Source organism: Candidatus Fukatsuia endosymbiont of Tuberolachnus salignus (genome assembly GCF_964030845.1).
GTDB classification, from domain to species: domain Bacteria; phylum Pseudomonadota; class Gammaproteobacteria; order Enterobacterales; family Enterobacteriaceae; genus Fukatsuia; species Fukatsuia symbiotica.
The window spans coordinates 437,673-463,384 of record NZ_OZ034983.1 but is presented as its reverse complement, the minus strand read 5'-3'; the positions used below and the strand labels follow the sequence as shown (position 1 = coordinate 463,384).

The window sequence follows — 25,712 nt, the reverse complement described above, 5'->3', positions numbered from 1 at the left end:
TGATTTTGAAGTCGATAAGGATCATGCTCATAGCCATGAAAATAGAGCTGACTGCTGACCAGAAAATTACCCTCGAAGCCCAACATCGTCAAAGCCATGACCGCCGTGTCTGTGACAGGATCCGGTGTGTTTTGTTGTCCGCAGACGGCTGGACTCCCCCTATGATTGCTCACTCACAGCTCATTAATGAAACCACGGTGCGGCGCCACCTTACAGACTATCATAAACTCAACAAGCTCAAGCCTGAAAATGGCGGCTCCGATGGCTATCTCAATGCGGAACAGACCACGTCGCTGGTTGAACATCTCACCCAGCCGCTCTACCACCACAATCACCAAATTGTGGCCTATATCGCTGGACGCTGGAACATCACCTTTACCGTATCAGGTCTGTATAAAGGGTTGAAGCAGCATGGCTTTAGCTATAAAAAGCCGAAAGGTGTTCCGCATAAATTTGCCGTTGAGAAACAGCAGCAATTTATAAAGACCTACAGCGAATTGAAAGACGCCGCGGGTAATGACCCCATACTGTTTATTGATGCCGTTCATCCGACACAAACCACCAAAATAAGCTACGGCTGGATACGAAAAGGCCAGGATAAAACGATAGAGACCACCGGGAGCAGAACGCGGTTGAATATCATGGGAGCCTTGAACATCCAGAATGTGGCTAACCCCATAATCCGTGATGATGAGACGATTAACAGCGAAAATGTGGTTCACTTCCTGTCTGCCATTCGCGCGCATTATCCCATCACGACAACGGCACATGTGATCCTCGAGGGTGCAGGCTATCACCGTTCACAGCTTGTGCAAGACGCCGCGCTTACGTTGAATATCCAGCTTCATTACCTTCCGCCGTATAGCCCGAATCTAAACCCGATAGAGCGATTGTGGAAGGTGATGAATGAGCAAACACGAAACAATAGATATTACCCATCTAAACAGAGTTTTAAGAACGATATCTTAAACTTCTTTGAGGTGAAGCTACCACAAATGGCAAGTTCTCTGGTATCTCGCTTAAACGATAATTGCCAGGCGCTAAATCCTGCATCTTGATTTCACTTGGGTATAGAACGCTGTCAGGCCCGCACGGGCCGGGCGCAAAGAAATCATATTTTTCTAGCCATGGCTGCCTGGTTTGAACAACATAAACGCCGTCTGTCCGAAAAAATAACCCTTTACCAACAAAATTGGGCTGTCATTAAAAACGCTATTACTACACACATCAGAGCACTATTGGCTGCACCAGGTTAGATTCGTGCGAAACTCGTGTAAATAGCGGTTTTGCAGGAAGCTTATTCTCTAAAAGCGAAAGTAGCCAGCAGCTAAGTTACCTGGGCATAGCGAATACTAAATTAAGATGTCGTCCAGGTTATCATTGGCTGTAAAACGGATATGACTTGTTTTTTACCGAGGATACCAAAATAACGCGCATCGAATGAACTGGCACTATGGTCGGTCATCAGTAATAACTCAGATTCATTCAAGATGTAAGGCTGTAAATCTATTTGTGGTAATGGACGTCCCATTTTATCGAACGCTAGAGGTCGGCTATGTTGCAGTAATACACCGTTTACCGTAACGCCCTGTGAGGTAATACTCACTTTGTCGTCTTTCATTGCCACGATTTTTTTCATCATATAGCCGTAATGATCAGGACAAAAACCTGAGCTAATATAGCCGCGCTCTTTAGCTTCCCTGAACACGGCCTTTGATGGTGGGCAAAAGATGACGTATTCTCCTTTTGCCAACGGCTTGCTGCTGATCCTATATAAACCTAAAGGAATGCTTTTGCTGATGTTGATGCGTCCACCTGACAGGTAGATGGCACCCAAAATTCCGGTGATCACCATAGCAATAATAGCTAGTGTGATAATACTATCAGCAAGGATCTTACCTTTAGTAATTTTTTTCATCCCTTAAGTCACGTCTTCGTGGTTGGATAATCAAGTTTCGGAGCAAAGAACGGCAACAATAGCTTCACAGAGTGCTGCCATATTACTGGTTGTCATCCCTGCAACATTGACTCGACCAGAGTTAACGGCATAAACCGCAAATCGGTCACGCAGCTCCGGGTCACGTAGCTGTAATACCTGTTTTTCGGTCAAACCACTAAAAGAAAACATGCCGTTCTGTTTCTCAATGAAACTAAAATCTCCGGCACCTTTTGCTTTCAGAGTCTTCACAAACAGTTGACGCATACGCTGAATACGTTCTCGCATCTCGGTGAGCTCACCTTTCCATAGCTCATATAATTCTCTATCATTGAGGATAGTGGCTACCACCGCTGCTCCGTGCGCCGGAGGATTGGAGTAATTAGCGCGAATTATCGCTTTCATCTGGCTCAATGCGTCCTCTGCATTCTTAGAGGTAGCGGCTACCAGGGTACAAGCTCCAACACGTTCATTATATAAACCAAAGTTTTTCGAATAGGAGCTGCAAACAATCAATTCTTGATGTTTGTCTGCAAAAATACGTAGACCCTGAGCATCTTCTTCCAACCCTTTGGCAAAGCCTTGGTAAGCAAAATCAAACAGTGGCAGCCAGCCTTTACTTGCAGACAGATCCGCCAGGTCGCGCCATTGCTTTTCCGTTGGATCGATGCCGGTTGGGTTATGGCAACAACCGTGGAACAGTACGACATCACCGGCCTGGGCACCGGTTTTTAAGCTGTCCAACAGACCATCAAAGTCCAGGGCATGCTTTTCGGCATCGTAGTAAGTGTATTCATGCACTTCCAGACCGGCAGCAGAAAATATATTTTTATGATTAGGCCAACTTGGATTACTCACCCAAACCCGTTTAGCACCAGCCTGTTTGACGATAAAATCAGCAGCAATACGCAAGGCACCGGTTCCGCCCGGAGTTTGCGCACTGCGCGCCCGTTCGATCACTGAATTTGAGCTACCAAAAAGTAAGTGCTGGGTAGAGCGCGTAAAGGTTGCAAGCCCATCGATACTCAGATAATTCTTTGTGGTCTCACTGTTTAACAGAAGCCGTTGAGCTTGTGCCACACTTTCGAGGATCGGTGTTTCACCCTTTTCATTTTTATAAACACCAATACCCAGATTGATTTTGTTATCTCGGCGGTCCTTTTTAAAAAGGTCTGCTAAACCCAAAATAGGGTCAGCAGGTGCAGCAGTGATTTTTTCAAACATGTAAGAGACTTCCATAACTTAAAGTTGAGCGATTGAACCGCCAGAGTAGCGCCAGTTCACTACTTTGCCAATCGTTTGTGATAAAAAAGAAATGAATGTTGTGCACCAGTTGGACTTAGCATAAAAAAACAACAAAACTGATGACAATAAAAAAAGCAGAGCCCAAACCCTGCTTTTTCGTACATAGTTGGCAGCCAAACGAAACGGCGTGCCATTATCAAATTGACTTAGAATTTGTAAACTACACCTACGCCAACAACATCTTTAGTGTTGATACCGCTAACCTTGGTAAATTCATTCTCATTCAATAGGTTGATTTTGTAATCAACATAAGCAGTAACATTTTTATTGAAATTGTAAAAAGAACCAACGGAAACATACTTCAGCAAATATTCACTCCCCATGTCGTTGGAGCCTTTAGACTGAACATAGGCCAATGAGGGACGTAAACCAAAATCTAATTGGTACTGTGCTACAACTTCCACATTTTTTGTTTGCTTCGCGATGGCTTCCTTACGTTTGCCGTATGGCGTTAGGTTCTGGGTTTCTGCATACATTGCTGCCAAGTATAGATTATCAGCATCATATTTAGCACCTATATTCCACGCTTGAGCTTTATTACCGTGAGTATCAGACAGCTCTTTCTGTTCAGCAGTACGATTAGCAGCAGAGTAAGCGGCACCTAGCTTTATGCCGTAACCAACATCATAGGTAGTGGAAACGCCGACACCTTCACCATTTTGGGTTTTTATATTTTCAATGCCTTCTCTACCATCCTGATTCGCGCCCTGGTATTGCAGAGCAAAGTTTAAACCATCAACCATGCCGAAGAAATTAGTGTTACGGTACGTTGCCAAGCCAGAAGAACAAGCGGTCATGTAGTTGTCAGGGCGAAAGAATGAGTCGCCTCCGCTGGTTGGCAATACATCAGTCCATATGTTGACATCATAGAGTACGCCATAGTTACGACCGTAATCGACCGAACCCAAGTCAGCAAATTTCACGCCAACAAAGGCAAGACGGAGTTTTTCATCATTCTTAGACTCAGGTTTGTTGGCTTCTAGTTCTTTCTCCACTTGACCATAACCAGTGAGTTGGTCAGAAATCTCAGTTTGACCTTTTAAACCGAAACGGACATAAGATCTGTCGCCACTTTCGCTCTTGTTATCAGAAAACAGATGGCGCGCATCAACCATACCGTAGAGGTCAAGTTGACTGCCATCCTTGTTATAAATCTCTACTGCGTTTGCAGTGCCAGTAGCTAAAAAAGTGGAAATAAGTACTGAGAGAATATTGCGCTTGATCATTATTATTACCTTCATTGGTGTTATTCGAATACCTGTCACTGCCGTCAATAATTTCTAGGGAACTATTGTTGATAGTCTGGTGTCGTCTATGCCGTCAAGGTGCAGTGTTCCATTCATGAGAAAGTTAATCCACCCACAAAATGCTACAAATTCAATAAAAATGTTTCTATTTGAAATAAATTGTATCTAAATATTAATAAAGTATCACTTTATGACAAAAATAGACTATCGAAAATAACAAAAGCCAGTACAACTTGGCTTTTGTTTATCAATTTGATATCAATGGTTTTTAATTAACTGGATTAAAAGGCAACATTCTTCGGCGTCCGTGGGAAGGGGATCAGCTCACGGACGTTAGGTACGCCGGTAACATAAGCGATCAAACGCTCAAAACCAAGACCAAAACCAGCATGTGGTACTGTGCCATAACGACGTAAATCGCGATACCAGCTGTAATCTTCTCTACTAAAATCCATCTCTGCCAAACGTTGATCTAACATATCAAGTCGTTCTTCACGTTGTGATCCCCCGATGATTTCACCAATGCCGGGTGCCAGCACATCCATAGCGGCGACGGTTTTACCGTCATCGTTGAGACGCATATAAAACGCTTTAATATCCTTCGGATAATTTTTCACCACCACTGGCGCTTTAAAATATTGCTCGGCCAAATAACGCTCATGTTCAGAGGAAAGATCGATTCCCCAAGAAACTGGGTTTTCGAAGGATTGATTGGATTGTTGTAATATTTCAATAGCAGTACTGTAATCAATTTGTTCAAAATCTAACCTAACAAGATCAGTCAAACGAGCAATCACATTTTTATCTATACGTTCAGCAAAGAACTTGAGATCATCAGAGCGATCGTCTAGCACTGCCTTGAAAACATATTTCAGCATTTCTTTTGCCAAGGTGGCGATATCATCAAGGGTAGCAAAGGCGACTTCGGGTTCAACCATCCAAAATTCAGCGAGATGACGACTGGTGTTAGAGTTTTCCGCCCGGAAAGTAGGGCCAAAGGTATACACTTTTGATAGGGCACAAGCGTAGGTTTCCGCATTTAATTGGCCTGATACCGTTAGGAAGGCTTCCTTACCAAAAAAATCTTTTGTGAAATCTATCTTGCCATCCTGCCCACGTGGGAGGTTTTCGAGATCCAGTGTCGAAACGCGGAACATCTCACCGGCACCTTCAGTATCGGCAGCAGTAATCAGGGGTGTCGATACCCAGAGATAACCCTTTGCATGAAAAAAACGGTGGATAGCCTGTGCTAATGTGTTACGTACCCGTGCTACGGCACCAATCAGATTAGTACGCGGACGTAAGTGAGCACATTCACGCAGATATTCCATACTGTGGCGTTTAGGTGCCATCGGGTAACTCTCTGGATTATCAACCCAACCAATAACTTTGATATCAGTGGCCTGAATTTCAAACTTTTGCCCCTCAGCGGGTGAAGAGACAAGCTGTCCCGTCATCTCAATCGAACAACCAGTCGTCAGACGCAATACCTCATTCTCATAATTATTAAGACAACTATGCGCTACAATCTGTAACGCATTAAAACAAGAACCATCATAAAGGTCGATAAAGGAGATCCCTTCTTTGGAATCTCTCCGGGTACGTACCCAACCACGTACGGTAACTTCGCTGTTCAGGGTGGCAAGGCCTTGCAATACCTCGACGACAGGTCTAATGTTCATAAATTACTCTCTGTATAAGTTTTATTTTGCGAAAATAGTGAGTTAACAAATAAGCCGCAACCCAATAGAATGGGGTAGTAGACTTCTTACAAAACCGTAGCGAGTGCTGTGAAATCAAGGCGCCTGGCACACAGCCACCGCAGTGTACATGCGAGTACATGAGGATTGCGAGCATCAAGTAACACAGAGTTCGCAGCACGTATTTACAAACACAGAGTAGGCTTTGCAAGAAGTCTGTTGTTATGTTACTTCTCGTGATGTAGGACACAAGTAGCAATTATCGAATTAATAGGATCAAAATTTTTTATGACACAGTCTTCAACTAATTCTTCTGCTGCAAAAATGTCTGTTACCGCAAACAAGCCACCGATTAAATACCGTCACGATTATCAGACACCTGACTATAGCATCACAGAAATCGATTTAGATTTCGTCTTGGATGCACAAAAAGCCACTGTCACCGCGATCAGTAAAATCATACGTCTGACAAAAGAAAAAACCCCTTTGATCCTCGACGGGGAAAATCTGGTGTTGCTGGAAGTCCGTGTCGATGGGCAGCCGTGGCCATATCAACAGAATGACCAGTTGATCCTGGAAAATTTACCCGCAAGTTTCACCTTAACCATTGTAAATGAAATTAATCCTACGACTAATACAGCACTTGAAGGTTTGTATCTTTCCGGTGAGACATTATGTACACAATGTGAAGCAGAAGGCTTCCGCCATATCACTTTTTACTTAGATCGACCCGATGTGCTGGCATGTTTTACCACCCGCATTGTGGCGGATAAAGCGCGTTATCCTTATCTTCTTTCAAACGGTAATTGTATTGACAAAGGCGATTGTATTGATAAAGAAGGGCACCCGGATGGTCGTCACTGGGTGAAATGGCAAGATCCGTTTCCGAAACCTTGCTATCTATTTGCGCTGGTGGCAGGGGATTTTGATCTATTGAGTGATAGTTTTACGACCTGCTCTGGGCGTAAAGTTTCATTGGAGCTTTTTGTCGATCGCGGTAATCTGGATCGTGCTACTTGGGCGATGGCTTCGCTGAAAAACGCTATGAAGTGGGATGAAACCCGCTTTGGCCTGGAATATGATCTTGATATCTACATGATTGTCGCTGTTGATTTTTTTAATATGGGTGCGATGGAAAACAAGGGATTAAATGTCTTTAACGCCAAATACGTACTGGCCAATGCCGAAACTGCTACTGATCAAGACTATCTTGCTATTGAAGCGGTAATTGCTCATGAGTATTTCCATAACTGGACGGGCAACCGTGTGACATGTCGCGACTGGTTTCAGCTTAGTCTCAAAGAAGGGCTGACGGTATTTCGTGATCAAGAATTTAGTTCGGATCTGGGGTCACGCTCGGTTAATCGTATCGAGAACGTCCGTGTAATGCGGTCGGCACAGTTTGCCGAAGATGCTAGCCCAATGGCTCATCCTATCCGCCCAGATAAAGTTATCGAAATGAACAACTTCTATACGCTAACAGTGTATGAAAAGGGCGCGGAAGTCGTGCGCATGATACATACTTTATTAGGTGAAGAAAAATTTCAAGCGGGTATGAAGCTTTATCTTGCACGCCACGACGGCAGTGCGGCAACCTGTGATGATTTTGTGAAAGCGATGACCGACGCGAGCAAAATTGATCTTGAGTTATTTAGTCGTTGGTATAGCCAATCTGGCACGCCATTACTCACAATACACGACAGTTATGATGCCGAAAAACAACAATATCATTTGGTCGTCAATCAAAAGACATTACCCAGCGTGGAACAATCAGAAAAATTGCCATTACATATTCCACTAGATATTGAGCTATATGATAACGATGGCAATGTGATTAATCTGCAATATAATGGAGCTCCGCTAGGTTCTGTGCTTAATGTAACTGAAACGAAACAAACCTTTATCTTTGATCGGGTTAAATGTCAGCCCATCCCTTCTCTACTCCGTGAATTTTCCGCGCCAGTCAAACTGGATTATCCTTACAATGATGAGCAGTTGATCTTTTTGATGCGCTACGCTCGTAATGAATTTTCACGTTGGGATGCAGCTCAAAGTTTGCTAGCGATCCACATTAAAAAAAATGTCGTCAACTATCAGCTAAAAGTACCTATATCGCTGCCGTTACCGGTCATCGATGCGTTTCGTGCCATTTTGCTAGACAAAAATATCGATCCGGCCTTGGCAGGCCAAATTCTCAAACTACCTTCTGAAAATGAAATGGCAGAGTTGTTTACGCTGATTGATCCGCAAGCCATCCGTTCCGTTCATCAAGCGTTGACACGTTGTTTGGCAGAAGCATTAGCCAATGAATGGCAGGCGATGTATCACATCAATAAAACGCTGCCTTATCAGATTAAACATGCTGATATTGCTAAGCGTGCGCTACGTAATGTTTGCCTGGGATACCTGGCATTCGGTGATATTACATTAGCGAATGATGAAATCACCAAGGCATACTGCCAAGCGGATAACATGACAGATTCTCTTGCTGCTTTGGCGGCTGCAGTCGCGGCGCAACTACCTTGCCGTGTTCAACTATTGGATGCATTTGAACAACGTTGGTCTCAGGATAGTCTGGTAATGGATAAATGGTTTATGTTACAAGCCACCAGTCCGGCGGTGGATGTGCTCCACCAAGTACGAACTTTACGAAACCATCGTTCATTTAGCTTGAATAATCCTAACCGTACACGCTCACTCATTGGTAGCTTTGTGTTATCCAACCCAGCGGCATTTCATGCTGACGATGGCAGCGGCTATCAATTTTTAGTTGAAATATTAAGAGACCTAAACAGCAAAAATCCACAGTTAGCATCACGTCTTATTGAACCATTAACCCGCCTGAAACGTTATGATACAAAGCGTCAGCAGTTAATGCATGATGCGCTGCAACAACTAAAAGCACTGGATAATCTCTCTGGTGATATGTATGAAAAGATAGAAAAAACATTAGGATCTTAATTTTCCATTAAACTGCTTGCTATCAGAAGCGAGTGTGTTGATATTCATGATTCATGATGTTGTGGTATAATTTGATCCGTAGTGTTGTCGATTTGGCACAAAAATTAGGCAGGAAGGTGGCATGTCTGCACAACCGGTAGAAATTCAGATTTTTGGTCGTTCACTAAAAATTAATTGCCCACTAGAAAAACAAGAGGCGTTAGAGAAAGCAAAAGAAGATCTTGAGCAACGGTTGCAAGATCTCAGAGAGCGCACTAAGGTCACAAACACAGAGCAGTTAGTTTTTATTGTGGGGTTAAACCTCTGTGCCGAACTAACCCAAGAAAAAGTGAAAACCGACGAAGAAGAAAGAAAAAAATGTGACTATATTGCCAAAATGGAGTTCCGTATCACGGAGTTACAGAAAGTCATTGACCGAGCTTTACCCAAATAGCGTAGCCTAATGGAAACATAGGAACGTATGACTTGAATAAATCGCTATCGAATGATAGATTCAACGGTGAGTAAGAAATTCTCTGAGATGTTTGCCAGTGGGCGAGTCCCCTGAGCCGATATTTTGTACCAATAAGGATGTGATGTTCTGTGATTGGTGAGCATGCTCGGTTCGCCGAGAAGCCTTAAAGTTGCAGCATCGCGTTCACCTTGAACCAAGGGTTCAAGGGTTACAGCCCACAGCGGCATCTTGGAGATCCTATCACTCGATTACTTTTTGTTGTGAACACCTTTCTACTGTATGCGCTTTTATTGGCAAATATTCACAGAATTGATAGCCTATGACGTTGACTCCACAGAATATCCTTCTACGCCGACAAATTAGAAATAAAATCCGTCAGCAACGCTGTTGCCTCGGGTCACAACAACGGCAAATAGCAGCGAAACTTGTTGCCGAGCGTGTTATTAATCACGACAGGGTCCAGCAAGCAAAAAGTATCGCTGTTTTTCTCTCTTTTGATGGTGAGTTGAATACCCAACCAATTATTGAACAACTTTGGCAACAACAAAAGCAGCTTTATCTACCGGTATTACATCCTTTCAGCCGAGGCAATCTGCTATTTTTGCATTATGATGCTACCACGCAGCTGATTATCAATCAGTTTAAGATCCGCGAGCCTCAACTAGACGTTCGGGCTGTGCTCCCACTCGCGCAATTAGATATTATTCTAACCCCCTTGGTGGCATTCGATCGCTTCGGACAGCGCTTGGGGATGGGGGGAGGATTCTATGATCGCACTCTACAGTATTGGCAACAGCAAGGCACCTATCCCATTGGCCTAGCTTACGATTGTCAGCTCGTCGATAAATTGCCGGTGGCAGATTGGGATATTCCGTTACCGGAGATCATCACACCAGACGAAGTGTGGCGATGGCCATTGAAATAAACTCCAGCAAAATCTGGTTAGCCCTAGTCGATCTTCAAAAAAATCTCTTGATTCTATTCGATAACCCTGACGCCATCAGCTGTTGCTACCAACACAACATCTGCACCACGGTTAGCAAACAGCCCTACGCTCACCACCCCAGCAATACAGTTAACGGTATTTTCTAAAGCGATAGCATCTACAATCTGCAAATTATGGACATCCAAGATCTCATTGCCATTATCGGTGATCACATTCTGGCGATACTCTGGCAATCCACCGAGTTTAACCAGTTCACGAGCCACAGCGGATCGCGCCATCGGGATCACTTCAACGGGCAACGGAAATTTACCCAAAACACTTACCTGTTTCGATTCATCTATAATACAAACAAATTTATCGGCAATAGCAGCAACAATTTTCTCGCGAGTCAATGCCGCACCCCCTCCCTTAATCATTTGTTTTTGTTCATTAATTTCATCAGCACTATCCACATAAATATCCAGCATATCTACAGCATTACAGTCGAAGACGGGGATACCGAGATTTTTAAGTTTTGCTGTCGATATATCCGAGCTGGAAACAACACCTTCAATCTGATGTTTGATTGATCCCAAGGCATCGATAAAATGTGCAACCGTGGAGCCCGTACCCACGCCAACAATGGAGTTAGGTTTGACATATTTCAATGCTGCCCAGCCAACTGCTTTTTTAAGTTCATCCTGAGTCATAATCAGTTCATTGCCTATCATCGATCTATTACTAATTAATTGAAGTATAATGTAAAAATACCACTGCAGTGTACAACTAGTTATAAGGGTTGTGAACACCATACAACACAAAATACGCTAATTATGAGCATTCAGAATCGATTGCCTTGATAACGTCCTGTACCGGAATGGCATCCAGATAACGCTCAGTCGTATTAGTATCAACTTCATCAGAAGAGGGTAAAGGCCGATAATCACCTGCCCACAATAGAGTATGCCGTGCTTGCCAAGGGTACCACTGTTTAAGATTAGTGGGTCCGAATAACACGACTGATGGTGTGTGTAATGCTGCTGCCATGTGCATAGCTACCGAGTCGACACCAATATACAAACAGGCACGGTCAATTAACACGGCCAGCTCAGGAAAAGTGAGTGTACCGGCAAGATTAATAAGCTTACTGTTTTGGGAACCATTTTTTTTAGCACAACCATTAACAATATCGGCAATATGATCCAATGCAGCTTTATCGTTTCCACCGGTCAATACAACCATTTTGCCTTGCATAATAAGATGATCAATCAATAGGCTGAAAGAAGCACTTGACCAGGTTTTGAACTTCCAGCGGGATCCTGGCTGAATCAAGATATAATTATCTAGTTTCCACTGCTGACAAATTTGCGTTATACGTTCAACGTCAGCCATGCTGTAAGCCATGGTCACTTCAGTATTAACATCAGTTAACTGTAGTGGCTCCAGAATAGCAAGATTAGTCAGTACCGTATGTTGTTCCGTGCTATTGGATATATAGACCAACTTTGAATGACAGTAACGCCATAGCCAGTTATCACGCTTTGAATAGTGAAAAGCAATACTGAATTTAGGTTGTAGTAAACGACAATAAAGCCCGGCACGCCATTGATCCGATAAATTAAGGATTAAATCATAGCCTTGTTGTTTCAGATTATTAAACAAAGCCCACTCACTACAAATTTGAGCCTTAACACTGGTATATTTTGATCCACGCATAACAGTCCAGGCTTGATTAACCGTTTTGTTCGCCGACAATATATCCTGAGTGCCACTGTAAACAAGGACATCAATCAAAGCATGAGGAAAATGGATTTTTAGGGTATTAAGCAGGGGCGTGGTCAACAACACATCACCGAAGTGACGCAGTTTTATCACAAGGATCCGTTGGACATTATCTTTATTACATAATCCATTGAGGGTAATGGGTGAAGAAGAGCGAGAGCGTTGTTGCCCGGCGGATAATTCGGTTTCATTAGACAGATTCATTGTAAGACACACCATTAGAGGCAACAAACAAAAAGGCGGTTATGCTATATTAATGGGTCACTCAATGGCAATTTTTTTTTGAGGTAGATACCGAATACTCATGCCATATCTCGAATATCACTACCATTGAGAACTATTTAACCAGTTGGCACATATTTAATACTAACCGCTTAAGATATAAGCGTTCGTCGCGCGAATGCTTGCATTCGCGGCAAGAAAATGTACCATGCAACAGCGTCGGCATGTAGCGCAGCTTGGTAGCGCACCGTCATGGGGTGTCGGGGGTCGGAAGTTCAAATCTTCTCATGCCGACCAAATACATTATCAGCCAGTATTAGCAACTGACTGTAATCCTACAAAAACCCGCATTCTAACTAGGTTTGCGGGTTTTTTGTTGCCTGTTATCTTTGAGTGTGGCATGGTTATACTCTGTTTTTTAGGGACTAGATTTGGGACTCTATCTTTTAGTCCCCAAAATAGGTAGTCCCATAGTCCTATTAATGGTGATTATGGCAATACAAGCAAAACCTCTGACTAATACCGAAGTGAAGGCAGCAAAAACAATCAATAAAGAGTTATCTTTGTATGATGGCGGTGGATTGCTGCTGTTTGTTAAATCATCAGGTGTTAAAACGTGGCGTCTACGTTACTATCATCCCTCAACGAAAAAGCGAACAACCTTAACACTAGGACATTACCCCACTTTATCGCTGGCAGAAGCAAGACGTGTACGAGAAGAGATCAGAGCACTCCTGGCACAAGGAATCGACCCACAGGAGCAACAAAGGCAGCAACAAGAAAAAGAAAAGGCATCTAATAACAATACCTTTGCTAAAATTACTGCCGACTGGTTTGCAGTAAAAAAATCAAAAGGGTTGCGAGCGCATACGCTTAACGATATATGGCGATCACTGGAAAAGAACATTTTCCCTTATGTGGAAGGGGTGGCTATCACGAAACTGACCGCACAAACATTTATACAAGCGATGGAGCCGATTCGTGTCAGTGGCCGTTTGGAAACAGTGCGGCGGGTGACTCAGCGTATTAATGAAGTGATGAACTATGCCGTTAATGCAGGGTTACTTCAAGCCAACCCTGCTGCGAAAATCAGTCAGGTCTTTGAAAAACCAGTGATTAAGCACATGCCGACGATTAGGCCAGAACAGTTACCTGATTTGATGCGTTCTTTATCCGTTGCCAATATAGAGTTACAAACGAGACTGGTGATAGAATTTCAGCTACTGACGATTGCTAGACCCGCAGAAGCCGCTAGCGCCCGGTGGGATGAAATCAATCTGATAGATAAAACATGGACAATCCCAGCCGGTCGGATGAAAATGCGCCGTGAACATGTTGTGCCACTCTCTCCCCAATCGCTTGCGGTATTGGAGGTGATGAAATCGATCAGTGCACACCGGCCTTTTGTCTTTCCCTCCTTTAAAGATCCCTCTCTCCCAATGAATAGCTCTTCGGCCAATGCAGCCTTGCGGCGTATGGGCTATAAGGGGATACTGGTTTCACATGGATTGAGGGCGATTGCTAGTACTGCACTGAATGAAAAAGGGTTTGCTCCGGATGTGATTGAAGCCGCTTTATCTCATGTTGATACCAACGAAGTACGCCGAGCCTACAACCGTAGCACTTATTTGGAACAACGTAGAGTCTTGATGGATTGGTGGGGTGAATTCGTTGAACAATCTGCAACAGGGAAATTTACTGCCGCCGAAGGCGTGAGAGGATTACGAATCAAATAGAGCCATATAGCAGGGGCCGTATAAGTTGACTGTGATAATTTACACTAATATATTGATATTAAGTAATATTTACTGGTCAAGTCAATCATGTTACATGGCCCCTGCTATAAGATCGGAATAAGGGAAAACAGTCGAAACATAACGTTATCATCAGGTGTTGATGTTGATTTCTGTAGACCCCTTCTCTTTCATGCATAAAATACGGGTCTCAAATATTAACTGACATTCTCCGATAATCATCGGGAAGTGGATAATAGGCATTAATTAATGAACGATTCATTCCTTGACGAATACGCCGAGTTTGCATACATGGATTTAAGTGTTGTGTTGGATGCTTTTATCACTGAAGGCTATTTAAATCACTGCGAAGCGCATTCTTATCTGTCCCGAATAATTAAAGGCAGTGCCACCCTTTCCCCCTGTGGCACTCTATCGTAAGCCCTTCAATCCTCTTCCTTTTGATGACTATCAAGAATTTGGCAAAACAGAAACGGAGTCCATGATAAACGCGTTGAGAGACGCCGCTTATTTTAATACTGTTCAGAATTTTTCTATCACTTATCTACAGCGAAAGGCATTAATTCACCGACTTAAGATTACAGGGAAGCCCATTCCTAACGCCATCATTTTACGTCGTAACCAAGCTAGTATTAGCAACACGGGTCGACTATCGACAGCCTGTAAAATAGCCATTGTCACTCTTTACGAAAAAACACACGGCACTATTTCAGCTAATTATACTCAAGCCGCAAACATATTGTCGGCTTATGTGACTGAGGCGGGTTATAACCACAAGTTCAATAAAGATACCATTAAGCGATGGTGTGAAGAGATAAAAGTGATAAAAAAAAGAACACAATAGCGCATTAAGAGACGAGAGGGCTTATTAAGCCCTCTCTTTCTTTCTATCTGTAGCAAAAAGATCAATCTTATCTGTATCCGCTGGTCATCCAGTTTACTTAAGGAAAATAGAGAGATGTCAATGTTAGATCGTAAAATACTACTGAAGAAAGAAGTTAAGTCCATTCTACGTATTTCCGCAGACAGTGCCTTTGACGAAATGTGGAAACAACATGATTTTCCTAAACCTATTCGCATTGGTATTCGTCGTACTGGATGGTATGCCGATGAAGTTGAGGGTTGGTTAAGGGCAAGAGATTTAGAACGCTCACTAAAAGATATGGAGATCGCATAATGAAAAATGTACAAATGAGTATTGAGAGCTATCACAAATTAAATCGTTCAAAAGATTTATTGGCTTTTCTACACGTACATCTTATTCATCAGGAAGTAAACGGGATCTATAGATTTTTTATACCTCATTTATTTAATTATATTACGGATGATATTTCTTACGTACTAAATGAGTTAAAAGATAAAGGTCTGTATGAAGATTTTCTTAAGAAATAAAAATGCTTGAGTGATGATTATGTTATTTTTTGCATGATGAGATTAATACTGTAAGTTAATCTAACTAAAAGCGCCGGTTAACTCGGCGCTTGAAAAGTATTTTTCGCTACAACTTCCATGTTTTTCTTAGAAAATTCATATTTTGTAGGTAGCTAACCAATGTCTAGAATATTTGGTCTAACCTTTCAAGAAAAAAGCCATTATGCCTTGCTAACGTATAGAGCAGGTGCAATCTGTCCGGCTTCTGGGGATACCTGATCAGTCATAAACCACATCATGTACTTATTGAATTTCGGATGCCTGAATATTTTCATGCCTACCTCAACTGTCATTTTTACACGCTCTAACTCGTAACCTGTCAAACTTCCGTAAGGAATATCAACAAGTTCGCTCATTTCACGACGATTAATTCTCTCTGACTCACGCATCAATTTCAATTTTTCACCTTGTGTGCATATTGACATATGTGTGCTTATCCACTAAATTATTTATCACATAAACAACCGAAATATAGCTATAAGCAGTTGTAAGTAACTACAAGCTGTTTGTCGGAACCAATAAGAAGGTTATCAGATGAGCAAAGAAATCGTAAGTATATCTAGTGTATTACCGTATCGAGAATTTGCCCGCTTAATTGGTAAAACTCCAGAAGCAGTCAAAGGAATGATTGATAAGGGGAAACTACCAATAGTAGAAATGCGTAATCCGGAAACCTCAACATCACGTTCTGAGTATTGGATCTATCTCCCCGCGTGGAATGAAGGCATAAAACTTGCTTACGAAAAACGCCCTAAAGAAATTCGTGACGGATGGCTAATGTGGTTGGGATTAGGGGAACCAGCATGATCCACATACCAAGCCCAATCAGTCGCCACTCACAGGAATACCGTGGATTTACCCTTGTCCGCCTGCCGAGAACTGCGGCTCAACCAATGATCCGTTATCACCTGTGGTTAGGTGATCAATCGTTTGGCAAGGTTGACACCTTGGTACAAGCAACAGACTACATCAATCAATTACATCAGACGAAGAAAATAGAGAGGAATGATGATGAATTATTCAACAGAACTCGTGCTATCAGCCCTGATTACTCTCGCTGTGATGGCCTACGGTATTGTGATGGCAATCTATGCATACCGAAAGAAACATACCAAATTAACCGGTTGGCAGCAATTTCTTATACATGAAGAAGACATTAAACGCAAAACGCGTCATGCTCTTTAAATCAAAATGTAAAACCTTCCCCTAAATTAGCATTATGAAGAGGTTGTATTTATTACAGGAATAAGTGATGAATTTTAAAATACACACTGTCACACACTGTGTTTTAACGCTATTTCGAGATGACATTTATGACAATTAAGCCATTCCCTGTCACTTTACCTTCTAAGGTGCAACGGGGATATTACAAAGTCTATGGTGCAATGGGAGTATATATGTTTGGGAAGTGCTTTATTATAATGCACAAGCTTAAATACCATCACGATAGAACTGAAAATATTCTCCTGAAATTCATATTTTTCTATCTTTATCTATTTTTTAGGCAGTGCGGTCATTTCTTTTTCATGCTAAGAATAAAATCTTTTCAAATTGAATGCAGAGATTTTAATGTCTTCGTAGAGAGTACCAAGGGCGATTAAATGAGATGCGAATGTTAATCGCACTTTGCGTTTTATTGTTAAACATCAACCTATTTCCCTTGTTGTGGTGGGAGGTTATGCCGGCGTCATCTTTAGTAGAGCAGAAGCCGGCATAAAAATAGTACCACACAAACCCGCGCCGGACGGGGTAAACATTCCGGCACTTCTTTCACTTAATGGAGATGGCACCATGTTAATAAAAACCTGCACATCCGTAGCCGTATTGCCAGATAACCCGTTGCACATTACGCATCGCCGTCATCGCCGTGGCTGGCTGGAGACCCCTGATGGTCGCCGTGTTCAGCCTAATGCGCAGGATGTACAATTTATTAAAGGAATGAGTACACCCGTCATCAATAAACCACGCCGCCGTTGGTTTGCACATTTGATGGGGATTTTTGCTTAATAAGGAGGGGTTATGGCGAATACAGAGCCAGCACGTGTCGTCCCGCTGAATTTAGAACAGCGTCAATGCAGTCTTAAGCACATCGCGTTATTATGGGGGGCATTTCCTGACGCAAAATATAAAGGGGTTATTCCCGCGCTGATCACTGAAATGCAGGAAACCGATCCACAAATGAAAGGAGCGCTGTATTATTTGGCCGGTATTGAAAAGAAAAAGCATGCGTTGACCTTTAAACAGGTATCTCCAGAAGAACAGATGAATATTATTGACGCGATTACTCGTTTACGTGCTGCTGTCAGCTTATTTCCTGAGAGGGTGAGTTATATCGATTGTGACCCTTTACCAAATAAAAATGAATAATATTATCCGTTAATTCTTTAAATAAATAGACACGTTATTGTGTCGGTATTCCTCTACCCTAAATAGGGAAGCACGATGAGCCTGTATATTGAAATCGATAACCGTTATGTTATCACTCGTAATAACTCATGGTTTATTTTACATGAAAAGAAAATCGACTCTGACACATCAAAAAATGTCGGTGACAATTATCTTAAACTCTTGGCGTATTATTCATCCTTCTCAGCGCTAATTAAAGGACTAATACGCCATCATGGGTTGACGTTAGAAAATAAAAGGCACAAAGACAAGCAGAATGAAATACAACGTATCGGTAGAGCGTGCCACGAGGTGTTTAAACCTGTCCCGCTATTAGATCCAGATGAATACGAAATAGGGCCAGGAATAAAACGCAGATTATTACTGCCTAATCGCATAACGTATATCGAGCATTATCGACTTCCTGATTAACGCCATTAATTCATACCTGAAATAAATAAACACGTGATGACGTGGGAATCGTTTTATTCAAAAACAAGGCCGTTACCGATGACCCTCTATTTAGAAGAAATCCCTATCCCCGCACCGCGTTCTCTCAATCCTGCCCCCTGTCACATTTTTTCTCCGTTAATGTGGGAGCGCGAGCAATTGCCTGCCATCCTGGAACCGAGGATAGAAGCCTATTGGCAACGTCAGGTGGCGCAAGCCAATCATCTTGCTCATCTCGATCACATAAAACGGAAGTGGCAGGCTGATCCCGAATTAGCAATACAAGCAGATTTACGCCGTCAGCCGAAATTTATCCAGCAGCCGTTGCAGCAGCGCCTGGATTATCTGCGTCGTGAGGGCGGTGAAGCAAGAGCCAAAACCTTTTTATTGGAGGTGATTAAGCCAGTCTTGCACCGTCTTGAAACCGTGCGTAAAAAGCAGAGGACGGAGGATTATCAGCGTGTTACCTACTATCCTGCGCTACGCGTGTTATTGGATTTACCGACACTGATGCAAAAGGAAGTAAAGAATGTGGCAGCGAGGGTGGCAGGACATATGGAACTGTTTTTCTGTGCCTGCGCCGAGGTGTTACCGGATGATAATACGGATCCGGATAAAATATTGCGACTTTATCAGCGTGTGGCCGCGGAAGCTAAACGGTTTTCTATTACACCCCCGCATTGGCACAGTTTGCGTGAGCATATCCAGCACCGTGGCAAAATGCCTTATCATCTGATCCCTGGCGCACTGGCACGGCTGTGTTGTGCTGACTGGTGGGCACGTAAACTGTGGCGGTTGCGTTGTGAATGGCGTGAGGAGCAATACCGTGCCATTTGTTTGGTGCATAAACAAGCTTCTGCCTATGTCAGCTATGATGCCTTGACCCGTAAGCGTGAGCAGGATCGCCGTGCACGGGAATTTATCCGCTCACATGAACTGGTGAATGAGGACGGGGTGACGCTGGACATGGAAAAGGTGGTTAACGCGAGTACCAGCAATCCTCACTTACGTCATCTGGAAATGATGACCACCGCCAGAGGTCTGGAAAATCTGGCAGAACAGCGTGGCGATTATGCGATGTTTTATACCCTTACCTGTCCGTCGCGCTATCACGCTACCTTATCCTGCGGTAAACCTAATCCCAAATGGGCAACCCATACGGTACGTGAAAGCAGTGATTATCTGGTCGCTCTGTTTGCGGGTGTGCGCAAAAAGATGAACAAAATGGGGCTGCGCTGGTACGGCGTGCGGGTAGCAGAGCCTCATCATGATGGTACCGTGCATTGGCATTTGCTGTGTTTTATGGCGAGAAAAGATCGGGTCGCCATTACCGCGGTGTTACGTGAATTTGCGATCCGTAGCGATCGTGAGGAGCTAGGAAAAAATATCAAACCACGCTTTGATGTCAAGCCGGTGCTGAAGAGTAAAGGGTCGCCCACCAGTTATCTGGCGAAATACATCAGTAAAAATATGGATGGCACCGTACTGAAAAAAGTCGTTGATAAGGCGACCGATGAGCCCCTATTAAGTACCGAGACCGGTAAGCCACTTAATGAATCAGTTGAAAACGCGGTAGCCTGGGCAAGTTTGCATCGGGTACGACAATTTCAGTTTTTTGGTATTCCTTCGCGTCAAACGTACCGTGAATTGCGTTTGCTGGCCGGTCAATTGCAGCGCAAAGCAAAATCGAAAAAAAGCACGCAATTACTTGATGATAAGCCGATGGATGATGTATTGGCTGCCGCCGATGCCGGTTGTATGGCGACCTATATTATTAAGCAAGGCGGGGTATTGATCCCACGTAAAGACCATACTGTACGTACCGCTTATATCAAATCTGAGACCCTGAATGCCTACGGTGAGCAGGGCGTGAAAATTTACGGGGTGTGGTCGCCCCGGCTGGGCATGGCGTCACGGATTTGTACCCATGTGGATACGTGGAAAAAGGTGCGTAAGGCGAAAAGTGATAAGCAGCCTGTTCATCCTGTTAATCAGGCAGAAAGTGATCTGGGGTTAGGTGTTGCCCTTCAGGACAGGGTTACCGTCCCTTGGACTCGGACTCGGACTCGTGGCAATAACTGTCCCCTTGCGCGACAAATAATCAATAGTAAAAAGCGGGGGAAAGGGGCGGTGCCGATGAGGATTTGAGGAAATGTGGGGAATAGCTTGCCGTCAACGGGGTAAAAAAATGCTCGACACATTGATAAACCGTCCATCTAGCTATACATTGTTCTCATATTGGCTAAAAAAAGAGAGCAAGGTTATGAAAAAGCCGCCAGCAAGAACAGCATTCATCACCGATCCTGTCGAATGTGCGCAGATACTGTATAACAAAGCACAGCCAGAAATCTTGGAGATTGCTGAAATCGCTTTGATGCGAAGAGTAGTAGACAACAAAGGGCGCTATCTTCATTGGCAAGATATTTGTGACAGAACTCGTAACAGAGACCATGCATTAGTACAATGGTCATTGATAAAAACTGCCCGTGACGGCTGGAAGGTGACTCTTGGAGAATCAGAACATCTTTTGCATACATCGTCTTCCTATGTACTGACACCTTATATGCAAAAAATCACCTCTTTGATTGACCGTCGTTGTACATCAGCAGGGTTGCAGGAAATTATGCAAGGTTATTCTCTCGATGGCACCCTCTTCAAAGATTTTATTGACGAAGAGAGTATTGCCTCCAGTCAGATGGAAGGGGCTTCAACCACCCGTGTTGTGGCAAAAAAAATGCTTCAGGAGGGGCGACCTGCCAGAACCGAAGGCGAGCGGATGATTATCGGTAACAAACGCTTAATGGATCTGGCGTGGGAGCGGCGCTTTGATGATATGAGCATGGAGATATTAATGGCATTTCATTCAAACTGCTGCCAAGGTATCGATGATGAAAAATACACCCCGGGAAAGATCCGCACTGGCGACAATGTCTATATTGCCGGATATAATAACGAAGTTGTCCACACTCCCCCCGTCGCCTTCGCTTTACCCCATATAGTAAAAGCATTGATAAAATGGCTAAATACTCCCCATGAGACCCTTGAAACATGGAGGGGATATTTGCATCCCGCAATCAAAGCGTGTATTGCCCATTTTTGCCTAGGCTATATTCATCCTTTTAATGATGGTAACGGCAGGGTCGCCAGAGCCCTGAGTTATTGGTTGCTATTCCGTTGCGGGTATGAAGCCTTTCGTTATATCTCAATCTCGAAATTGCTACAGAAAGCCCCGATCAAATACGGCAAAGCCTATTTGAAAACAGAGACGGATGAGATGGATCTTACCTATTTCATCAGCTATCAATGTTCGATATTTGAACGTGCAATTCAGGAAACACTAGAGTATGTCAGGGTATCCGCACTTAAAATACGTGAATTTGATACGTGGCTATTTGATCATGGGATCATGGCAAAACTGCCGCCAGTACAAGCTATCCTACTGAAATCTATTATCTGTTTTCCAGAAAAAACCTATACAATCAAGGAGTTTTCTGAAAAAGCAGGCATTTCGCCAACATCAGCACGACAGCATTTAGAGAGGATGGTAAAGGCAGGAGTTATGGGGAAAACAGGAGGAAGCGGTACAACCCCTGCACACTATGCTAGCAAATTGTCGATAGACAAGCTGAAAAATGTGGTACCTGCCCTGTTTGAATAATCACATTTAAAAACGTTACTCACATCAATCCGTACTCACTGTTTTTCTCACGGGTCACTTTTCAATTGCTCAAGCTATAAAGGATTAACAATCCGTCAATAACTCCCCCTCCTGCGCAGAAAAGTGGTTAACACCCACGCAGGCGTGACAGGCTCGGCCGGTATTCTTCACCACCCGGATCGCTTTATCATCCCATAGCGCGCTCATCTGGCTGTCTTTAACATTGGTCACAACAAGTTTGGGGTAACAGCCAATGTTGTACCGCTATCACCCCGTCTGGCGTCTCTGCACGGGCGGTAAAAATACGCACCTCGTTTCCTGCACTTAACCATGCCTTGATACGCTGCACCATCGGAGTCAACGGGCGACCCAACGTGTTACCTTGACCCGGTTCAGAGAGGCGCAACTAGTCACTTGCACTGGCATCAGAAGCTTTCTTATTTCCCTCTTGTCGCAAAGTGAGGGCAGCTATACTCTTCAATTACGAAAGCGGGTGCTCCCCGCGCCCGCGCGTGCTGTGTTTAATGATCGGCTTTTTTATGCACCTGTGGATCCGTGACAAAACCTGTTGTGGCCTGGATTTTCGAGGTAAATAAGGCCGCAAAAAAACTTGCGGATCTATGCAGTCTAGACTTGCACTTTCATGCTGACGCTTTTTCAACTAATTCGTACGGTTTAAAACGGATCACCTCTTCACCCAGCCAGTCATTAATTTCACTCAGTCGCTCTTGCAACGGGGCCAGTTCATTGATGGCAAATACCCGTGCCGCTTTTTCGATATCACCAAAACCGCCAGTATTGTGCGGTAAAATGCCCATCAGTTGCGGCGGTACCCGCTGTGCCGCGAGCTGATCATCACGGGTCACGTTTTTAATGTTGATAAATTCATCTTTGGCTGCCACCTCTGCCAAGGGGATCAGTTGCAACCCGTCTTTTTTACCGCCCGGGGCATACATAAACAGATTACGAAAATTTCCCGGTCCTTTTGATTCTTTCAACGCTTGGCGCAAGCGGTCAATGTCTTCCTGTTTATGCGCCGCATCGTTCATGTACAAAATAAAACCGGCATGACTGCCATTGAGATAATATTTGCGCCGAAACAGCGTGGCAGCTTCATTCAGCCAGGTTGAATTCAGCGCCGCCAGATAATCCGGTACGCCGTAGATTTCCTGATTAATATCCGGATCGAGCAGATGAAAGACGCTATTTTCAGCAAAAAGATGCGGCGCTGCCCAGGATTGCACATACCAATGGGTGCCCGCTTCAACGCCGCAGCGGGTATATTTTGCCGGACTGGGCACCAGTTTTAGTACCCCGCCCAAACGGTTAGTGCGCACCTCTAAAAAGGCATTGGCAAACACTAAAAAATCCAGCGCATAGCGGCTAAAATCTTGTTTGGATAACCAGCGATGCGGTTGAAACAGACTTACCAGCAAATTACGCTTCATATAAATCGGTGAACTGTGATGCACCGCGGCACGAAAGGATTTTGCTAGCCCATGAAACGACACTGGTGGTTCATACCAACGGTCAATTATCGCGCATTCCAGATAATCTAACATATCCCGCTGATCGAGCATCGGGATAGGATCGCCAAAAGTAAAGGCTTCACAAGACTGCTTTGTATTCTGCTGCAGGCGCCGGGTACTGTGATTATCACGGTGTTTTTTATCAGACTGACGCATTAAAATAACTCCATAAAACTGCTGTTATTGACAGTGATACCGGCCAGCGGTTCATTAAACAGGGCGTGCATAATCGCCCAGGCAACATCGCCATGACTGGTGCCCTCGGCGCGGTTGGTGACATAGGTGGCACGCTGACCACTGGCGCTCAAGGTTTTGCGGATCGACATAAACGCCTTGGCGATATCCATCGCACCGGCATCAAATTCCAGCCTGCCCGAGGTGATCACATCCTTGGCCTTATAAATCAGATCGGTTTTCATCTCGACGGTATAATGAATGGCCTGCACGGCGGGGAAAAATTGCCTGACCAGCTGGGTCACAGACCGCCCCAGGCCGGTATCATCAATGCCGATATAGCTCACGTTATAGCGCTCAGTCAGTGTCTGGATATGCCGTGCCTGCTCGGAAAAATCCATACCGTGCCATTGAAAACGTTCCAGCACGCGAAATTTCCCGCCTGCCACCTTGGGCGGCGCCATCACCGCACAGCCCGAGGCATCACCGGTACTAGCCGGATCGTAGCCAATCCACACCGGTTGATACCCATAAGGTCGCGTTGCCAGTAATTTCACATCCGGCCACTGCTCCCAGCTGTCGACCATACAACGTTGCATCTCCTTCATCGGAAATACCGATTGCGCATCGTCGATAAACTGACACATAAACAGATTATCAAAATCGTCATCACTGTTCTCACGCCGTAATTGCGCGATATCAAAGCGATCACAGCCACCGACCAGCGCATCCTCAAGGGTCACAATCTGCTTGTACTGCCCGTCTTCACACAAAGCGCCGGCAGCCAGACGCGGATAACTGACATCGACCTCAATGCGTTGATTTTTCGCGCGTCCCTGATTAAACAAGGTGCCATTCCAGAACGGATAGGCTTCATGATTGACACTCGAGGGCGTGGAAAAATAGGTTTGCCGATACCGTTTTTGTGATGCCATGCCCGAGGCCGCACGACGTAACTTCTTAAAACCGGGGATCCAAAAATACTCATCGACATACAAACACCCGGACCGCCCCTGCGCGGTATTGGTATTGGTGCCTAAAAAATGCAATTCGGCCCCATTGGGCAAACAAATCGGATCACCGCGCAGTTCTACGCCCACTTCGGCGGCGAAATCGACGATATAATGTTTAAATTGATGGGCTTGCGCCTTCGAAGCAGAAATAAACATCTGATTACGTGCGGTGGTCAACGCATCAAGCAAGGCTTCACGGGCAAAATAAAACGTCGCCCCGATTTGCCGCGATTTCAGCAGATTACGCAGGCGAAAACGATCATCCAAACCCGCCTGATACCACGCACGCTGATAAGCAAACAAGGACGCTTGAAATAAGGTCGCCAGCTGGCTAATCTGCTCGTCTGAAAAAACATTTTTCACCGACACCTTACGTTTTCCTCGCGGGAGCGCTGCCCGGTTCGGATCCAGATCGGCTTCATTGCCCCCATTATTGTATTTGCCGATACGGGCATGCCGTTCTGCCTGACGCCCCAGGGCATCCAACTCTTTGAAATCACGCCCACTCTTTGCCTCGATAGCCACCAACTGACAATAGCGTGTGGCGGTAGTGAGTTGCATCTTTTCCAACACACCATATTGATCCCACTGGTCACGACGTTTCCAACTGTGTAGCGTCGTTGCCTTGATGCCTAAGATTTCAGCGATACGCGCCACCTGTAGCCCCTGCCAATACAAATACATGGCTTGACGGCGCGGATCTAACTCCCTCGTCAGGGTGATGTTATCCATGCAAAAATAACCTTAATTGAATCAGATCCCGCAAGGCTACCGTGCAACCCCCCC

The 25,712-nt window shown here is 44.3% G+C and carries 25 protein-coding genes, 1 tRNA gene, 1 other RNA gene and 2 pseudogenes; 19 read left to right on the top strand and 10 right to left on the bottom strand.

Annotation, left to right across the window (positions count from 1 at the left end):
• Window positions 1–35: 35 nt before the first annotated feature.
• Complete coding sequence (locus tag AAHH42_RS02400) at window positions 36–1,058, top strand: IS630 family transposase (RefSeq protein WP_342221996.1); 1,023 nt, start codon at window positions 36–38, stop codon at window positions 1,056–1,058.
• 9 nt (window positions 1,059–1,067) lie between these two features.
• Window positions 1,068–1,256, top strand: a pseudogene (locus AAHH42_RS02395) (IS701 family transposase); the annotation flags it as partial.
• Window positions 1,257–1,357: 101 nt separating this feature from the next.
• On the opposite strand, the gene traF reads toward AAHH42_RS02395, so the two are convergent.
• Both traF and AAHH42_RS02385 read right to left on the bottom strand, forming a co-directional pair.
• Window positions 1,358–1,918: a conjugative transfer signal peptidase TraF gene (gene traF, locus AAHH42_RS02390; RefSeq protein ID WP_072550899.1), complete on the bottom strand. Its 561-nt coding sequence runs from the start codon at window positions 1,916–1,918 to the stop codon at window positions 1,358–1,360.
• Between the two features lie 30 nt (window positions 1,919–1,948).
• Window positions 1,949–3,121 carry an amino acid aminotransferase gene (locus AAHH42_RS02385; RefSeq protein ID WP_425286310.1) on the bottom strand — a complete coding sequence of 391 codons (1,173 nt, stop codon included), beginning with the start codon at window positions 3,119–3,121 and terminating at the stop codon, window positions 1,949–1,951.
• Here AAHH42_RS02385 and AAHH42_RS14710 point away from each other — a divergent pair.
• Window positions 3,108–3,164: pseudogene (locus AAHH42_RS14710) on the top strand (hypothetical protein); the annotation flags it as partial. The gene AAHH42_RS02385 and the pseudogene AAHH42_RS14710 sit on opposite strands and share 14 nt — an antisense overlap.
• A gap of 223 nt (window positions 3,165–3,387) precedes the next feature.
• Here the strand turns inward: AAHH42_RS14710 and AAHH42_RS02380 are convergent.
• Together AAHH42_RS02380 and asnS are read right to left on the bottom strand one after the other, a co-directional pair.
• A complete protein-coding gene (locus tag AAHH42_RS02380; RefSeq protein ID WP_342221610.1) occupies window positions 3,388–4,467 on the bottom strand; it encodes a porin in 1,080 nt (359 codons plus the stop codon).
• A gap of 302 nt (window positions 4,468–4,769) precedes the next feature.
• The gene (gene asnS, locus AAHH42_RS02375; RefSeq protein ID WP_072550902.1) at window positions 4,770–6,170 is read right to left on the bottom strand and encodes an asparagine--tRNA ligase; all 1,401 of its coding nucleotides are present in this window, start codon (window positions 6,168–6,170) and stop codon (window positions 4,770–4,772) included.
• Window positions 6,171–6,512: 342 nt separating this feature from the next.
• Here asnS and pepN point away from each other — a divergent pair, with 342 nt between their 5' ends.
• The 4 genes from pepN to AAHH42_RS02355 all read left to right on the top strand — a co-directional run bounded on the left by pepN (window position 6,513) and on the right by AAHH42_RS02355 (window position 10,528).
• Window positions 6,513–9,149 carry an aminopeptidase N gene (gene pepN, locus AAHH42_RS02370; protein ID WP_342221995.1) on the top strand — a complete coding sequence of 879 codons (2,637 nt, stop codon included), beginning with the start codon at window positions 6,513–6,515 and terminating at the stop codon, window positions 9,147–9,149.
• Between the two features lie 121 nt (window positions 9,150–9,270).
• Window positions 9,271–9,582, top strand: a complete 312-nt coding sequence (gene zapA, locus AAHH42_RS02365) for a cell division protein ZapA (protein ID WP_072550903.1) — start codon at window positions 9,271–9,273, stop codon at window positions 9,580–9,582.
• A 76-nt stretch (window positions 9,583–9,658) separates the two neighbouring features.
• Window positions 9,659–9,842: non-coding RNA, 6S RNA (gene ssrS, locus AAHH42_RS02360), on the top strand.
• 80 nt (window positions 9,843–9,922) lie between these two features.
• A complete protein-coding gene (locus AAHH42_RS02355) occupies window positions 9,923–10,528 on the top strand; it encodes a 5-formyltetrahydrofolate cyclo-ligase (RefSeq protein ID WP_072550904.1) in 606 nt (201 codons plus the stop codon).
• Between the two features lie 53 nt (window positions 10,529–10,581).
• Here the strand turns inward: AAHH42_RS02355 and rpiA are convergent, their stop codons facing one another.
• Both rpiA and rfaQ read right to left on the bottom strand, forming a co-directional pair.
• Window positions 10,582–11,238, bottom strand: a complete 657-nt coding sequence (gene rpiA, locus AAHH42_RS02350) for a ribose-5-phosphate isomerase RpiA (RefSeq protein ID WP_072550913.1) — start codon at window positions 11,236–11,238, stop codon at window positions 10,582–10,584.
• Window positions 11,239–11,359: 121 nt separating this feature from the next.
• The gene (rfaQ, locus tag AAHH42_RS02345) at window positions 11,360–12,514 is read right to left on the bottom strand and encodes a putative lipopolysaccharide heptosyltransferase III (RefSeq protein ID WP_119797533.1); all 1,155 of its coding nucleotides are present in this window, start codon (window positions 12,512–12,514) and stop codon (window positions 11,360–11,362) included.
• A gap of 238 nt (window positions 12,515–12,752) precedes the next feature.
• On the opposite strand from rfaQ, the gene AAHH42_RS02340 reads away from it, so the two are divergent.
• From AAHH42_RS02340 to AAHH42_RS02320, 5 genes are all read left to right on the top strand, one after another.
• A tRNA-Pro gene (locus AAHH42_RS02340) sits at window positions 12,753–12,829 on the top strand.
• A gap of 194 nt (window positions 12,830–13,023) precedes the next feature.
• Window positions 13,024–14,268, top strand: coding sequence for an integrase domain-containing protein (locus tag AAHH42_RS02335; protein WP_342221609.1), 1,245 nt, complete (start codon window positions 13,024–13,026; stop codon window positions 14,266–14,268).
• 403 nt (window positions 14,269–14,671) lie between these two features.
• The gene (locus tag AAHH42_RS02330; protein WP_342221608.1) at window positions 14,672–15,130 is read left to right on the top strand and encodes a hypothetical protein; all 459 of its coding nucleotides are present in this window, start codon (window positions 14,672–14,674) and stop codon (window positions 15,128–15,130) included.
• Window positions 15,131–15,244: 114 nt separating this feature from the next.
• Complete coding sequence (locus tag AAHH42_RS02325; protein WP_342221607.1) at window positions 15,245–15,463, top strand: helix-turn-helix transcriptional regulator; 219 nt, start codon at window positions 15,245–15,247, stop codon at window positions 15,461–15,463.
• Window positions 15,463–15,678 carry a Derepression protein gene (locus AAHH42_RS02320; protein ID WP_342221606.1) on the top strand — a complete coding sequence of 72 codons (216 nt, stop codon included), beginning with the start codon at window positions 15,463–15,465 and terminating at the stop codon, window positions 15,676–15,678. The genes AAHH42_RS02325 and AAHH42_RS02320 overlap by 1 nt, the downstream gene beginning before the upstream one ends.
• Window positions 15,679–15,878: 200 nt before the next feature.
• Here AAHH42_RS02320 and AAHH42_RS02315 read toward each other — a convergent pair whose 3' ends face one another.
• A complete protein-coding gene (locus tag AAHH42_RS02315; protein ID WP_425286318.1) occupies window positions 15,879–16,106 on the bottom strand; it encodes a transcriptional regulator in 228 nt (75 codons plus the stop codon).
• 145 nt (window positions 16,107–16,251) lie between these two features.
• On the opposite strand from AAHH42_RS02315, the gene AAHH42_RS02310 reads away from it, so the two are divergent.
• The 7 genes from AAHH42_RS02310 (at window position 16,252) to AAHH42_RS02280 (ending at window position 22,210) form a co-directional block, all read left to right on the top strand.
• Window positions 16,252–16,524 carry a Cox family DNA-binding protein gene (locus AAHH42_RS02310; RefSeq protein WP_342221604.1) on the top strand — a complete coding sequence of 91 codons (273 nt, stop codon included), beginning with the start codon at window positions 16,252–16,254 and terminating at the stop codon, window positions 16,522–16,524.
• Window positions 16,521–16,865 (top strand): hypothetical protein, encoded by a 345-nt coding sequence (locus tag AAHH42_RS02305; RefSeq protein ID WP_342221603.1) that lies wholly within the window; start codon window positions 16,521–16,523, stop codon window positions 16,863–16,865. The genes AAHH42_RS02310 and AAHH42_RS02305 overlap by 4 nt, the downstream gene beginning before the upstream one ends.
• A gap of 478 nt (window positions 16,866–17,343) precedes the next feature.
• Window positions 17,344–17,724: a phage filamentation protein Fil family protein gene (locus AAHH42_RS02300; RefSeq protein WP_342221602.1), complete on the top strand. Its 381-nt coding sequence runs from the start codon at window positions 17,344–17,346 to the stop codon at window positions 17,722–17,724.
• A 12-nt stretch (window positions 17,725–17,736) separates the two neighbouring features.
• Window positions 17,737–18,084 carry a DUF5347 family protein gene (locus AAHH42_RS02295; RefSeq protein WP_342221601.1) on the top strand — a complete coding sequence of 116 codons (348 nt, stop codon included), beginning with the start codon at window positions 17,737–17,739 and terminating at the stop codon, window positions 18,082–18,084.
• 75 nt (window positions 18,085–18,159) lie between these two features.
• On the top strand, window positions 18,160–18,534 hold the full coding sequence (locus AAHH42_RS02290; RefSeq protein WP_342221600.1) for a hypothetical protein: 375 nt from the start codon (window positions 18,160–18,162) through the stop codon (window positions 18,532–18,534).
• 36 nt (window positions 18,535–18,570) lie between these two features.
• Window positions 18,571–20,700: a replication endonuclease gene (locus tag AAHH42_RS02285; RefSeq protein WP_342221994.1), complete on the top strand. Its 2,130-nt coding sequence runs from the start codon at window positions 18,571–18,573 to the stop codon at window positions 20,698–20,700.
• A gap of 4 nt (window positions 20,701–20,704) precedes the next feature.
• Window positions 20,705–22,210, top strand: coding sequence for a Fic family protein (locus tag AAHH42_RS02280; protein ID WP_342221599.1), 1,506 nt, complete (start codon window positions 20,705–20,707; stop codon window positions 22,208–22,210).
• A gap of 217 nt (window positions 22,211–22,427) precedes the next feature.
• On the opposite strand, the gene AAHH42_RS02275 is transcribed toward AAHH42_RS02280, so the two are convergent.
• The 3 genes from AAHH42_RS02275 to AAHH42_RS02265 all read right to left on the bottom strand — a co-directional run bounded on the left by AAHH42_RS02275 (window position 22,428) and on the right by AAHH42_RS02265 (window position 25,658).
• Window positions 22,428–22,616, bottom strand: coding sequence for a hypothetical protein (locus tag AAHH42_RS02275; RefSeq protein ID WP_342221598.1), 189 nt, complete (start codon window positions 22,614–22,616; stop codon window positions 22,428–22,430).
• Between the two features lie 235 nt (window positions 22,617–22,851).
• Window positions 22,852–23,895 carry a phage portal protein gene (locus AAHH42_RS02270; protein ID WP_342221597.1) on the bottom strand — a complete coding sequence of 348 codons (1,044 nt, stop codon included), beginning with the start codon at window positions 23,893–23,895 and terminating at the stop codon, window positions 22,852–22,854.
• Complete coding sequence (locus tag AAHH42_RS02265) at window positions 23,895–25,658, bottom strand: terminase large subunit domain-containing protein (RefSeq protein WP_342221253.1); 1,764 nt, start codon at window positions 25,656–25,658, stop codon at window positions 23,895–23,897. Before AAHH42_RS02265 ends, AAHH42_RS02270 begins: the two co-directional genes overlap by 1 nt.
• Between the last annotated feature and the right edge of the window lie 54 nt (window positions 25,659–25,712).

What these genes read in the sequence shown, in the direction of transcription:
- AAHH42_RS02400 (WP_342221996.1), top strand. Translation starts at nt 36, where the DNA reads ATGAAAATAGAGCTGACTGCTGACCAGAAAATTACCCTCGAAGCCCAA.
- traF (WP_072550899.1), bottom strand. Translation starts at nt 1,918, where the DNA reads ATGAAAAAAATTACTAAAGGTAAGATCCTTGCTGATAGTATTATCACA.
- AAHH42_RS02380 (WP_342221610.1), bottom strand. Translation starts at nt 4,467, where the DNA reads ATGATCAAGCGCAATATTCTCTCAGTACTTATTTCCACTTTTTTAGCT.
- asnS (WP_072550902.1), bottom strand. Translation starts at nt 6,170, where the DNA reads ATGAACATTAGACCTGTCGTCGAGGTATTGCAAGGCCTTGCCACCCTG.
- pepN (WP_342221995.1), top strand. Translation starts at nt 6,513, where the DNA reads ATGTCTGTTACCGCAAACAAGCCACCGATTAAATACCGTCACGATTAT.
- zapA (WP_072550903.1), top strand. Translation starts at nt 9,271, where the DNA reads ATGTCTGCACAACCGGTAGAAATTCAGATTTTTGGTCGTTCACTAAAA.
- AAHH42_RS02355 (WP_072550904.1), top strand. Translation starts at nt 9,923, where the DNA reads ATGACGTTGACTCCACAGAATATCCTTCTACGCCGACAAATTAGAAAT.
- rpiA (WP_072550913.1), bottom strand. Translation starts at nt 11,238, where the DNA reads ATGACTCAGGATGAACTTAAAAAAGCAGTTGGCTGGGCAGCATTGAAA.
- rfaQ (WP_119797533.1), bottom strand. Translation starts at nt 12,514, where the DNA reads ATGAATCTGTCTAATGAAACCGAATTATCCGCCGGGCAACAACGCTCT.
- AAHH42_RS02335 (WP_342221609.1), top strand. Translation starts at nt 13,024, where the DNA reads ATGGCAATACAAGCAAAACCTCTGACTAATACCGAAGTGAAGGCAGCA.
- AAHH42_RS02325 (WP_342221607.1), top strand. Translation starts at nt 15,245, where the DNA reads ATGTCAATGTTAGATCGTAAAATACTACTGAAGAAAGAAGTTAAGTCC.
- AAHH42_RS02320 (WP_342221606.1), top strand. Translation starts at nt 15,463, where the DNA reads ATGAAAAATGTACAAATGAGTATTGAGAGCTATCACAAATTAAATCGT.
- AAHH42_RS02315 (WP_425286318.1), bottom strand. Translation starts at nt 16,106, where the DNA reads ATGCGTGAGTCAGAGAGAATTAATCGTCGTGAAATGAGCGAACTTGTT.
- AAHH42_RS02310 (WP_342221604.1), top strand. Translation starts at nt 16,252, where the DNA reads ATGAGCAAAGAAATCGTAAGTATATCTAGTGTATTACCGTATCGAGAA.
- AAHH42_RS02305 (WP_342221603.1), top strand. Translation starts at nt 16,521, where the DNA reads ATGATCCACATACCAAGCCCAATCAGTCGCCACTCACAGGAATACCGT.
- AAHH42_RS02295 (WP_342221601.1), top strand. Translation starts at nt 17,737, where the DNA reads ATGGCGAATACAGAGCCAGCACGTGTCGTCCCGCTGAATTTAGAACAG.
- AAHH42_RS02290 (WP_342221600.1), top strand. Translation starts at nt 18,160, where the DNA reads ATGAGCCTGTATATTGAAATCGATAACCGTTATGTTATCACTCGTAAT.
- AAHH42_RS02285 (WP_342221994.1), top strand. Translation starts at nt 18,571, where the DNA reads ATGACGTGGGAATCGTTTTATTCAAAAACAAGGCCGTTACCGATGACC.
- AAHH42_RS02280 (WP_342221599.1), top strand. Translation starts at nt 20,705, where the DNA reads ATGTGGGGAATAGCTTGCCGTCAACGGGGTAAAAAAATGCTCGACACA.
- AAHH42_RS02270 (WP_342221597.1), bottom strand. Translation starts at nt 23,895, where the DNA reads ATGCGTCAGTCTGATAAAAAACACCGTGATAATCACAGTACCCGGCGC.
- AAHH42_RS02265 (WP_342221253.1), bottom strand. Translation starts at nt 25,658, where the DNA reads ATGGATAACATCACCCTGACGAGGGAGTTAGATCCGCGCCGTCAAGCC.